8 protein-coding genes are annotated in these 12,635 nt (G+C 40.1%); 5 read left to right on the forward strand and 3 right to left on the reverse strand.

Going from position 1 to position 12,635, the window contains the following annotated elements:
* Positions 1 to 293: 293 nt before the first annotated feature.
* The 3 genes from QSE00_RS21850 to QSE00_RS21860 all read right to left on the reverse strand — a co-directional run bounded on the left by QSE00_RS21850 (position 294) and on the right by QSE00_RS21860 (position 7,308).
* Positions 294 to 1,139, reverse strand: coding sequence for a LytR/AlgR family response regulator transcription factor (locus QSE00_RS21850; RefSeq protein WP_286107511.1), 846 nt, complete (start codon positions 1,137 to 1,139; stop codon positions 294 to 296).
* A 305-nt stretch (positions 1,140 to 1,444) separates the two neighbouring features.
* Complete coding sequence (locus QSE00_RS21855; protein ID WP_286107512.1) at positions 1,445 to 4,459, reverse strand: DNA polymerase III subunit alpha; 3,015 nt, start codon at positions 4,457 to 4,459, stop codon at positions 1,445 to 1,447.
* A 143-nt stretch (positions 4,460 to 4,602) separates the two neighbouring features.
* Positions 4,603 to 7,308: a putative LPS assembly protein LptD gene (locus QSE00_RS21860; protein WP_110356011.1), complete on the reverse strand. Its 2,706-nt coding sequence runs from the start codon at positions 7,306 to 7,308 to the stop codon at positions 4,603 to 4,605.
* 129 nt (positions 7,309 to 7,437) lie between these two features.
* Between QSE00_RS21860 and QSE00_RS21865 the strand changes: the two genes are divergently transcribed.
* From QSE00_RS21865 to QSE00_RS21885, 5 genes are all read left to right on the forward strand, one after another.
* Entirely contained in the window at positions 7,438 to 8,748 is a 1,311-nt protein-coding gene (locus QSE00_RS21865) for an N-acetylmuramoyl-L-alanine amidase family protein (protein ID WP_181422851.1), read from the forward strand.
* Between the two features lie 56 nt (positions 8,749 to 8,804).
* Positions 8,805 to 9,761 (forward strand): MlaD family protein, encoded by a 957-nt coding sequence (locus QSE00_RS21870; RefSeq protein ID WP_110356010.1) that lies wholly within the window; start codon positions 8,805 to 8,807, stop codon positions 9,759 to 9,761.
* A gap of 11 nt (positions 9,762 to 9,772) precedes the next feature.
* The gene (locus QSE00_RS21875) at positions 9,773 to 11,098 is read left to right on the forward strand and encodes a 4Fe-4S dicluster domain-containing protein (protein ID WP_286107513.1); all 1,326 of its coding nucleotides are present in this window, start codon (positions 9,773 to 9,775) and stop codon (positions 11,096 to 11,098) included.
* Between the two features lie 16 nt (positions 11,099 to 11,114).
* The gene (locus tag QSE00_RS21880) at positions 11,115 to 11,906 is read left to right on the forward strand and encodes a (Fe-S)-binding protein (RefSeq protein WP_110356008.1); all 792 of its coding nucleotides are present in this window, start codon (positions 11,115 to 11,117) and stop codon (positions 11,904 to 11,906) included.
* Positions 11,907 to 12,089: 183 nt separating this feature from the next.
* On the forward strand, positions 12,090 to 12,572 hold the full coding sequence (locus QSE00_RS21885; protein WP_110356007.1) for an ABC transporter ATPase: 483 nt from the start codon (positions 12,090 to 12,092) through the stop codon (positions 12,570 to 12,572).
* Positions 12,573 to 12,635: the final 63 nt, after the last annotated feature.

Here is a 12,635-nt window from a genome sequence, read left to right on the forward strand (position 1 = left end):
CGGTAGAAATCATAAGCAGATAATTGGTTAAATATTTGAATGTCAATAACTTAAATATACCAATTTTCTGCTTTTCCTGCAATATAAAACACCCATTTCTTAAGTCGAACTCACGTTAATTTACCTTGTTTGAACCAAAAATCCTAATATTGACAAAAATCAGATGCGGCCACGCCTCTGATCAAGTTTGACAAATAATTTATGTTGGCACAAATTAACCATGGGGTTCCAACTCCCTGTTATTTTATTGTTCTTTTGTGATGAAATATCCCTATTTGGGATTAAAAGGGCGTTTATTTGGATTGGAGGGCTTTTTCAAACTCGATCTTATACCCCAGGGAAACCGGAATTTTTTCTTCTGGCACATGTTGGATACTTAAGAGATATCCCTTTTTGGTTTTCTTTGCGGTGTTGATATGTACTGTGTTGACCATATAGGATCTATGGATGCGGATTAGCTTGTTGTCCTCAATGATTTCCTCCAGTTCCTTGAAACTCATTCTAATGAGTTCCTTGTTGATTTTTTCCCCTGTGAAATAGAAAAATTCCAAATAATTGCCTGCGGATTGTATATATAATAGCTGTTTATATTTAATGGCCAATACTACCTTATTGTTCTCTCCATTCAAAATCAACAATGCATTGTTTCCTTCTGCATTGGTACTTTTGGTTTTAAATTGTATTTCCTCTTTAAACGAGGATAATTTTTGCAGGAGCTGGGCATACCATAAAAAAAGGGTATATGGTACCACTACTACAAAACCTATTTGTTTAAACGTAATTAAATATTCCGAAATCTGTTCCTGTGTTGTTCTCGCTGGCGGACTATAGACAAGATCGAATATAAGGGCCATTAAGCCCATTTCCATAAGACCCCATGGTAACAAGCTATAAATTTTAAATCTTTTGGGCCCCAGGGAAGTACGGATTATAAACTGACTGAAGATTAGCACGCTAAAGCCAATAAGGATAAATTCTGCATAATAATTTTTGCCCCATTTATTTATATTGTAAGGGGCGTAAATGTTTATGAAAATGAAAGAATATAAACAGATAAAGCCAATCAAGAGTAGTTTGCTCCCAGCCGAATCCAGATAGGGGATATCCTGTCCTAATGTTGCTTCTATACGCTTCCTCATAAGCCGGACCGATTACAAAAACAAGACATGGTAATTTTAAGGTTTTCTTTGTTCGATTGATTTGTTGGCTCCAATCTAGTGAAAATACTTTTTATAGGAATACTCTCGGGAAATTATCTTTTCGGAACCAGTTGTTAAGTGTAATATTAAATAAATTTTAGTGATATGCATGCGATGGGTTACAGGGAATGCCCAGGTGGATGATACCAATTTATTAGGAAATTCCCGAGAATTATGAACCTTATCATATAGTCTATGGTTGATGATCGGGGATAGATCCCGCCTTTTTTCGGTGGGATCTAGGTTCAATACCTTTTATTTTTGGAATTTTGTCTTAAGACACTTGTTTTCATATCGGCATATCTAGGGTCCGGAATATAATCCTGTTTTTGCATTTTTAAGACTTCTATGCTCAGGAAGCCAAATTCACTGACCACTTTTCCATAAAACCGATAAATACCTCTTCCCCTGAAGAAATATTTTGCGGCTATGGGTGGAAAAAGTACAGTGTCAAAAACTTCCCCATGTTGATCTACCAAGGTGGCAAAATTCATACGGGTTCCTTGGTGGGTCCTTGTATTTTTTACGGTTACCAGATAACCGTATATGTCAATATTCCTACCTAGATAAGACTCCAGATCTCTTTTTCCAAGGGTGTTGCTGGGCGGTTCCGCCAAAATATCGAACGGGCTGCATAGGGTAAACCCCATAAGTTCCAATTGGGTAAAAGCCATTTCCAGGTCCGTGGCGTATAGTTTTGGGATTTCGAAATGTTGCTGGGAGGCATTAAACAATTTGGGGTGGTCCAATTTGGTATTTTTGGATAGTGATAGATGGGCTTGCCAAAGAAGTTCGTGCTTATTGACCCCTGTGAATCCAAAGGCGCCGATACGGATAAGGATACTCAATTGTTCTATGGATATAAAGACCCTATCCAGAAAATTGGTCAACGACAAAAATGGGCCATTGGAGTTTCTTTCAGTTATAATATGCTCTACTACTTTTTCTTCCAAATCCCTGAGGTACATATACCCGAGGTATATATCTTTTCCATAAATACAATTGGCCATAAAGCTTTTGTTTATACAGGGAGAATTTATATTGGCTCCCAGCATGCGTGCTTCGTGGATATAGAATTCGGCACTGTAAAAGCCGCCTCCATTGTTCAGCACGGCCACCATATATTCTAGAGGATAATACGCTTTTAGAAATAAGGTTTGATAACTTTCAACGGCATAGGAGGCCGAATGGCCCTTGGCGAAGGCGTAGCCGGCAAAACTTGCGATCTGGTCCCATATTTCAAAAATCAGCTTATCGTCATAGCTCTTTTTTCTACAATTGTCCACAAACTTATCCTTCACCTTTTGGAACTCATCCCTAGAGCGAAACTTACCACTCATACCTCGTCTCAGGACATCTGCCTCGCCCAGGGTGAGGTCGGCAAAATAATGGGCTACCTTAATTACATCTTCTTGATACACCATTACGCCATAGGTTTCTGGCATAATGGACAGCATTACCGGATGTGCCCTTTCTTTGGCCCGTTGTGGGTCTCGATGGCGTAATATATATTCGCGCATCATCCCACTTTTGGCCACTCCGGGGCGTATTATGGAACTCGCGGCTACCAATCCCAAGTAATTATCTACCTCCAATTTCTTCAGCAACATTCTCATAGCAGGCGATTCAACGTAAAAGCACCCCATACATTGGGCGCTCCTTACCAAGTTGTTGATGATGGGGTCGTTCTTAAACCGTACAATGTCATGGATATCTATGCTGCCAATTTCGGATGGTTGGTTATAACTTACTATTTCCAAGGTCTCTTCAATTTTGGCCAGACCGCGTTGGGATAGGATGTCAAATTTAAAGAGGCCTACATCCTCTGCTATCACCATATCGAATTGTGTGGTTGGATAGCCCTTGGGAGGGAGGTGGGTGGCAGAAAAATGATGAATGGGTTTTTCGGTGATAAGGATGCCCCCGGCATGGATACTTAAATAATTGGGCATTCCTTGGATTAGTTGCCCGTACTTAAGAACCAATAAAGCCACTTCATCCAATTCGGAAACATTATATTTTCTGTCGCATAGTATGTCTATTTCCTCCTTGGGTAGTCCAAATACCTTACCCAGTTCGCGCACAACTCCTTTTTCCTGAAAAGTAACATAGGTACCCAAGAGTGAAACGTTGGGGAAACGCTCAAAGATATATTGGGTCATGGCTTCGCGGTCTTTCCATGAAAAGTCCAGGTCAAAATCGGGAGGGTTTACACGGTACAGGTTAATGAAGCGTTCAAAATACAGGTCCAGTTCAATGGGGTCTACATCGGTAATATGGAGAAGGTAAGCCACTATACTGTTGGCGCCACTTCCCCGGCCCACATAAAAGAAGCCCTGTTTTTTAGCATGGGAAACAATATCCCAATTAATGAGAAAGTAGGACACAAAGCCCATTTTTTTTATCAAGTCCAATTCCTTTTGGAGCCGCTCCAGTATTTCCGGACCTATTTTGATATGTTTGTACCTTTCAGGTAAACCTTTTTGGCATAATTTTTCCAAGAGAGCCTCGTCCTTTTTAGTATCACCAAGGTATGAGATAAGGTTTTGTGGTTTTCTATTTTCGGAAAAATCAAAATAGATATTGCAGGACTGCATTAATTGTTCGGTGTTTTCCAAAATAAATTTATACTCGGAAAAAGCGGATAACAGATCATTTTTGGAAAGCATTTTTTCTTCGGGATCGGCTTCCTGATTTTTGGGCAATTTGCTTAGGAGGATGTTATTGTCAATGGCACGTAGTAGTCGGTGAGCGTTAAAATCGCGTTTATTGCGAAAAGTAACCGCTTGTTGAACCACTAATTTGTCTTTGTGATCCATTATTTTACTAAAGGGTAACCTTCTTAGATTATTAATAGATATGCCTATGAACTCATGCTCCAAAAAAGAGTCCTGTTTATTCAGTAATACTTGTTCGAAAGGATATATTACAAAAGCATGCTTGAAAATAGGGGCTCTAGAAGCAATTTTTTTGTCATCGTGCAAATGTTCGGACAAGAAATTGTTCAATTCCTGGTATCCGTCGTTGTTTTTGGCCAAACCAATAAAACACTGATCTACCCCGTTTCTGAAATCGATTCCAAGGATAGGTTTAATGCCTTTTTCCTGAGCCTTTCTTACAAAGTTCAATCCAGCCGAAGTGTTGTTGATATCGGTAAGTGCCAATTGATCTATATGGTTCTTTCTTGCCAATTCCAGTAATTCCTCCTCGGATAGGGTTCCGAATCGAAGGCTGTAATATGTATGGCAGTTTAAGTACATTTCTTGGCATTAGGGTAAAAAGGGTCCGATAATGGTCAATAGGTTAAACACCGGAAGCGGTATAAACACCTTAGTGTACACCTTGAAATTTTGGTCATCAATGGGCTTCTTGACTGGGCAAATCTCCCATGACCAATATTTAATTAGTTGGCTTTGCTCCTATTTTCCCATTTAAGGTCTTTTAGTAAGGAGCTCTTAATTCCAATAAAGAAATACCAGCGTTTGTACGTACCAAAGGGTGTCCAGTTGAAGTTCATTCTAAAACTTTTAAGGTCCCTTTCGAACCGGAGTTGGGTTAGGGTAAATCCTTTATTTTTGAAATCATAACCGGAAGAACCACCTATTTTCCATCTCGGGGAAAGTTGAATGTTTCCGGAAAACATTAAGGAATGGCTACCAATGGTGTTTTGTCTATTGGAATTGCTGTAGTTTACGGCGTATGCCAATCTTAGATCCCAAGGCAATTTTGTGCCATACACTGGGTTTTCCACGTCTCCGGAATCCTTATCCCTTTCATCTTCAGGCCTATTCTCGTTAAAGTCGTTGGCCCTTCCAAAAAGGTCGTCATCCCTGCCACCGCTTGCTGCTACATAATCGTATTCATCTTTATCGTCCTCCTTCTTTTCGTCTTTCTTTTTTCCAAAAGTTTCACTGCTTAGCGAATAGCTTAGGTTGGCTCTTGCTGTGGTAAGCCTCAATAGGCTTCCGCCATTGTCCACATTAAAGGTGTTTATGCGGGTTCCATTATTATCTATGGCATAGGGGTCCAGACTGGCACCAAAGTTAATGGCCATTTTATTGTTGAGAATGTTGGTTCCTCCACTGAGGTTCAGGGGACTTAGCTTTAAGGAATCGGCCTCAAAATTATAGCCGGTTGAGAGGTTAAGGTTGCTTAGAAGCGATATTTTTTTCGGTTTAGTGGCCGTGGAATCTTTGTCGCGCACCTTCGCTTCAAATTGGTTGCCCAAGGAAAAGCTCATTGAACTGGACTTGTTTAGGCCCGGAGCGCCGTTTAAGGTGCCTTCAAACCTGCTATATAATTCCAATTCATCATCGGCACCAATATAGCTGTCATAATATTGATCGAATGAAGGCGTATAGCCATAACTAATGGAGGGACGCATAACGTGCCGTATGGCCTGAATTTTTTTATCCTCTCCAAAGTTTACCAAACCGTACAAGGTGGTACCGATACTGGCGCTAAAATTATAGGTGCCATAGCGGTCAAATCCATTGATGGTATCCGTGACAACTTCCCTTTTTGTGTCCAGATCATAGCCCCGCTGATAGGTTTCTATGGCCCAAACATCCTCATAGGAGCCACCTACACTTACGCTAAAATGTTTGGCTACTTTGAAATTGGTGCTTAGGGGAATGGTACTTCTGGCACCGAAACGGGAATTTTCGAACATTCTACTTGTTAAAAAATCCTCTTCCGTTGTAGAAATACTATTTCTGGCGTTGAGGTTGTATTGAAAGTTTACATTTTGAATGATACCCTTTTTAATGCCTTCGCGTGGCGCAAAAGGGAATATACGCTCCATACTGGCTTGCAGGGTAGGCAAGGTTACATCCACTACCCCGGTATTGGTATTTTGGTTATGCGTGGCCGTTAAACTTAGGTTTACGGAAGGATATTCGGGGAACGTCTTGGAGTAGGATATGGAGGATGATAAATTGTTTACCTGGGTGTTCGGTAGGTTCTGCTGCAACAAGGAATTCCTATAGTAGGAACTACTACCAAGGTTTACCGAGGCTTGAAACCTGGAATTTGGGTTGCTTTTTGCATCTTGGGCATGTGAGACCTGAATATTGTAAATGGTGGATCTACTGTAATCACTAAATCCTTTTTGACTTGTTACTAGATTTTCATATCTAAAATTCACATTTCCCCTATACTTATATCTTTTGCTATATACGGATTGGGATCTAAGTCCATAACTACCATTGGCATATAGATCGCCGGTCAAGGTAATATCTACATAATCGTTTATGGGAATATAGTATCCCCCGTTCTGCAAAAAATATCCCCTGGTAGGGTCACTACCAAATGTAGGCATCATTACTCCTGCCGTTCTGCCAACGGTTAAAGGAAAATATGCAAAAGGAAGTGCCACGGGGGTTGGTACATCGGCTATATATAGGTTGCTAAATCCGGCTATAACCTTCTTTTGGGGTACAAATTTGGCTTTTTTTACACGGATATAATAATCTGGGTTTACAGTATCCTTGGAGGTTGTAAGCTTGCCTTCGCTGAGGAAATAAACGGAATCGTTTTCTTTTTTGGTTATCTCGGCATAGACCTTCATGGCATCGCTGCCCAATTGACCCAATCCGGCCTGTTGTTCAGTTCGGGAATTCCAAATTATTGCTTTTTGGGAATCAAAATTAAACCGTATGGAGTCTGGGATCACCTCATTTGTTCCCTGTTTAAAAAAAGGCAATTGCGTATAATTCCCTAGAGAATCTTTGATGCGCCCGGCATAGACTTCATTTTTTATATAGTCCATTATAATGATTCCGGCCTTTAATTCGGTATCCTGATAATAGAGTTCGGCTTCGTTATAAAGATATATTTTTTGATCTTTTTGACTCATCTTCACGTAATCCTTGGCCTTGTATTTTATTTTGTCCAGAAGAAGCGGCTTTTTACCGTTTAAAGAGTCTACTTTTGTAGTATCTGTTAAAAGGGTATCCTGCAATTTGGGATCGGGCAAAAGGGGAGCTTTTATAGTATCTCTAAAAGCAACAATGGGCAGGGGCTTGATTTGATCTTCTTGGGCAGATGCAGTAAATGCACCAAATAATAGGAGCAATAGGAAAAGTACATGATGTTTATTTGATTGCAAAGCTATATATCCTATTTTTGTAACGGTTTAGCTACATTTTGGGTTCAAACTTACATATATTTTTTGTTCCGCTTGTAGGGTATTGCAATAAATTTAACCTAATTAAAAGATCAAATTATCTCTAGTTATATGAATATGAAACGGTTTTATATTATTCCATTTATAATTTTAACATTTTTCCTGACCTCTTTTGATAAAAATATGGAGACCGATGACAATGACGGAACATTTGTCGTGGTTTTGGATGCAGGGCATGGAGGACATGATCCTGGCAATTTGGGGAACGGATATTTGGAAAAAAATATAGCCTTGAAGATTGTTCTAAAAGTAGGGGAAATTTTGGAAAGGAACCCCAATATCAAGGTTATCTATACGCGTAAGGACGATACTTTTGTGGATTTGTACCGCAGAGGTGAAATAGCCAATAAGGCCAACGCGGATTTATTTGTTTCCGTGCATTGTGATTCCCATAGTTCCGATGCCCATGGGGCGGGAACTTTTGTTCTGGGGTTGCACGCCAATAAGCAAAACTTTGAAATAGCCAAGAAGGAAAACTCGGTAATTTATCTGGAAGATAATTATGAGAGTCGATATGCGGCCTACGATATTAATTCCCCGGAATCCATCATTGGGCTCACCATTATGCAAGAGGAGTTTCTGGATCAAAGTATCAACCTTGCCAAGTTGATGCAGGATAATTTTTCAAAAAAATTGAAGAGAACGGATAGAAAAGTGAAGCAAGCAGGTTTTATAGTTCTCCACCAGACCTTTATGCCCAGCGTTTTGGTAGAAACCGGCTTTTTGACGAATAAGGATGAAGGGGCCTATTTGAATTCTCCAAAAGGACATAATGAAATGGGCAAGGCCATTGCCGATGCTATTTTAGCCTATAAGGGCGAGATGATTTCGGGTTCGGATCAGATAGCTATGAACAATACCCCTGTAGCCCCTGAACCAAAGCAGGGGGAGGTTAAGAAATCGGCCGAAAAATCTGTGGCCAATTCAGGGGAAAAGAAATCTGAACAATTGGTGCTAGAGCAAAAACCTGTAAAGAATATTCCCAAGACAGTGTTAGTGGTAAAGAATGAAGCGGATAATACTACCAAGGAAATAGTAAAGGAACCAATTAAGAAAGAGGAACCCAAGGCAGTTGAAAGCGAGACCAAGAAATCTGAAAATATTATTTTTAAGGTTCAAATTTTTGCAAGTTCAAAAAATATTCCATTGCATTCGGAGAATTTTAAAGGGTTGAATACCTTGTCCAAAGAGCCTTACAAAAATTTATATCGCTATATGTACGGGAATACGGATTCCCATTTCCAAGCCACACTTCTTAAGAGCAACGCAGATGCCAAAGGGTATAATACATCCTATATCGTAGCTTATAAGGATGGGGTGCGTATTTCTGAAACGGAGGCACTTAAATACGTTTCTGAATAATAGTCACTCTTCTAAAAATTATTTCTAATTTTGTTAGGAACTGAAAATAAAAGCTTTTGAAAATATCTAGGGAAATAAAAACGGGTATTATAGTCTTGGGGGGTATCCTTTTATTCATACTTGGTTTTAGTTATTTAAAATCCACACCTCTTTTTGATAATAGCAAAACTTTCTATGCGGTATATCATCATGTGGGAGGTTTGCAATCCGGCACCCAGGTTACCATCAACGGTTTCTCGGTAGGTACGGTAAACGACATAAGATTTAATGATGCCTCTGGGAATCTATTGGTCACCTTTACGGTAGACAATAGCTTCTCTTTTTCCAAAAACAGTAGTGCGGAATTGTACGACACGGGAATCATAGGAGGAAAGGGAATACAGATAAAGCCCGTTTTTGACGGTGCCGACATGGCAAAATCAGGGGATACACTGCCATCCAGTACCAGACCAGGCCTTACGGAATTGGTACAGCAACGCCTGACACCCTTGCAAATGAAAGTAGAAGGAGCGGTAACCAATGCAGATTCTTTGTTGATGAACTTTAATGATATTTTGGATCCAAAAACCAAAACGGACTTACGGGAAAGTATTGCTGGATTGAACCTATTGGTGAAAAGTTTTCAGGGAAGCGCTAATTCCTTAAACCAAATCCTATCGGAGAACAAGGATGATCTGGACAAGTCAATCACTAATTTGGGGACCATTACCGATAACTTTAGCAAACTTTCGGATACATTGGCCAATGCCGGATTGGGCCAGACGATAAAAGGACTTGAATCCACCATGGGGAAAATTAATGCTATGATGGAGAAAATAGAAGGAGGTGAGGGTTCCTTGGGAAAATTGGTAAACGACAAAGCGCTTTATAACAATCTAGCCGACGCCTCTAGGGAATTGGATTTGCTATTGCAGGATTTTCGCCTAAATCCAAAACGTTATGTAAATGTTTCTGTATTTGGTAAAAAACAAATAGACTACGCCATTCCTGAAGAAGATCCGGCTGAAAAATAGAGAATCACAATATGGATTATATTCCTAATATTATTTTTGCAATTATACTTTTTGCGGGAATTGGATTTTTTGCAAAAAATATTAAAAAGCTGGCCCGTAATATTAAATTGGGCAAAGCCGCCGACACCAGTGATAATAAATCGCAACGATGGAACAATATGTTCAGGATCGCACTGGGACAGACCAAAATGGTTGTACGGCCCATACCTGGAATTCTTCATATCATAGTTTATCTAGGTTTCATTATTATTAATATTGAAGTATTGGAGATCATTATAGATGGTCTTTTTGGAACTCATAGGATATTTGCCTTTCTGGGAGGATTTTATATTTTTTTAATCGGATCATTCGAAATACTGGCCTTGTTGGTCATTGTAGCGGTGGTTATTTTTTGGATCCGCAGAAACCTTATTAAGGTGAGGAGATTCCTCAACCCCGAGATGAAGGGTTGGCCAAAAAAAGATGGAAATTTAATTCTTTATATAGAATTGATCCTGATGATACTTTTTCTGACTATGAACGCGGCTGATTATCAATTGCAGCAAATGAACGTGGCGCATTATACCAAAGCAGGGGCTTTTCCTGTGAGCCAGTTTATAGCTCCCATGTTTCAGGAAATGTCCGTTTCCTCTGTCATAGGGATAGAAAGATCGGCTTGGTGGTTACATATTGTAGGTATTTTAATGTTCTTGAATTATTTATATTATTCCAAACACTTACATATTTTGCTGGCTTTCCCGAATACCTATTTTGGAAAGTTACGACCCAAGGGACAGTTCGATAATTTGGAGGCCGTGACCAAGGAGGTTAAACTTATGATGGATCCTACTGCGGACCCATTTGCTGCACCCGATGGGAATGCAACGGTACCTGAAAAATTTGGCGCATCGGATGTAATGGACCTGAAATGGGTGCAATTATTGAATGCGTATACCTGTACGGAATGTGGTCGCTGTACCAGTGAGTGTCCTGCCAATCAAACGGGCAAGAAATTATCCCCTCGAAAAATTATGATGGACACTAGGGATAGGCTGGAAGAAGTTGGCAAGAATATTGATGCCAATAAAGGAGAGTTCGTTGCAGATGGAAAACAATTGTTGGGAGATTATATAACCCATGAGGAACTTTGGGCCTGTACCTCCTGTAATGCTTGTGTTGAGGCCTGTCCCGTTAGTATAGACCCTTTGTCCATTATTATGGATATGCGTCAATATTTGGTTATGGAGCAATCGGCCGCACCGTCGGACTTAAATAATATGATGGGCAATATTGAAAATAATGGAGCACCATGGCCATTCAACCAAATGGATAGGCTTAATTGGTCCAAGGAGTCATAAAGAAATTACCGTTATCATGGAAAATGAATTGAGAGTGCCTACTATGGCAGAACTTTTTGCAGCAGGTCAACAACCGGAAGTATTGTTTTGGGTGGGCTGTGCCGGAAGTTTTGATGATCGGGCAAAAAAAATAACCAAGGCCTTTGTCAAGATTTTGAACAAGGCCAATGTTAGCTTTGCTGTTTTGGGTACCGAAGAAAGCTGTACGGGAGATCCTGCCAAAAGGGCCGGTAACGAATTCTTGTTTCAAATGCAGGCAGTGACCAATATAGAAGTTTTAAACGCCTATGCGGTAAAGAAGGTAGTAACGGCCTGCCCTCATTGTTTTAATACCATAAAAAATGAATATCCGGGCCTTGGAGGTAATTACGAGGTGGTACATCATACCCAATTCCTAAAACAGTTGCTGGATGAAGGCCGTATCAGTATGGAAGGTGGTAAGTTTAAGGGGAAAAGAATTACTTTTCACGACCCGTGCTATTTGGGGAGGGCCAATAATGTATACGAAGCTCCACGGGATCTGATTCGCAAGTTGGATGCCGAATTGGTAGAAATGAAAAATTGTAAAAAACGTGGATTGTGTTGTGGTGCCGGTGGTGCCCAAATGTTCAAGGAGCCGGAAAAGGGTAGTAAGGATATTAATATTGAGCGCACAGAACAGGCCCTGGACATTAAACCGGAAATAATTGCCGCCGGGTGCCCGTTTTGCAACACTATGTTGACAGATGGAGTGAAAAATAAGGAAAAAGAAGCCACTGTGGCTGTAATGGATATTGCCGAATTGATTGCCAGTGCAGAGGATTTGTAAATTCGTCTTAACGATTAGCCCAATATCCCCGGATTACCAAGAATGGATAAAACGGAGATTACAAAATAAAAGTAAATAACCACACTTTAGAATTAGACAGACCAAGATCGGAACCAGGTAGAATAGAACCGAACGATAATATTAATTGGAGAATCGTTTGGGTGAACATTAAAAATTTAATAAATGCTCGTAGAATTTAACACATTACCGGATGAATCTAGAGTTTGGATCTTTCAGGCCAGTAGAAGTTTTTCACAAGAAGAATTACAGCAACTAAGACAGGAACTGGATGCCTTCATTGCAGAGTGGACCGCCCATGGGAGCGATTTGCGTGCTGGCTATGAAATTAGGTATAACAGGTTTATTGTCCTTGCATTGGACCAAACCCTCAACGCTGCTACAGGGTGTTCCATAGATGCTTCCGTACGCTTTATTCAGCAACTGGAGCAAAAATACAAGGTGGAACTGTTGGATAAAATGAATGTTTCATATAAACAGGGCGATTTTGTGGCTTACAAACCCTTGGTCGACTTCAAAAAAATGGCCAAGCAAAAAGCCGTTTCCAAGAACACCATTGTATTTAATAATTTGGTGACCAATAAACACGAATACCAGAATCATTGGGAAGTACCGGCTGAAGAAAGCTGGCACGGTCGTTTTATGTAAGCTGCCCTGGTTGAAAATACAGCTCAACCATAGATTTAGGCTGTTATTCGAATAAGTGAAATA

It is taken from the genome of Arenibacter flavimaris (assembly GCF_030291335.1).
Lineage (GTDB): Bacteria > Bacteroidota > Bacteroidia > Flavobacteriales > Flavobacteriaceae > Arenibacter.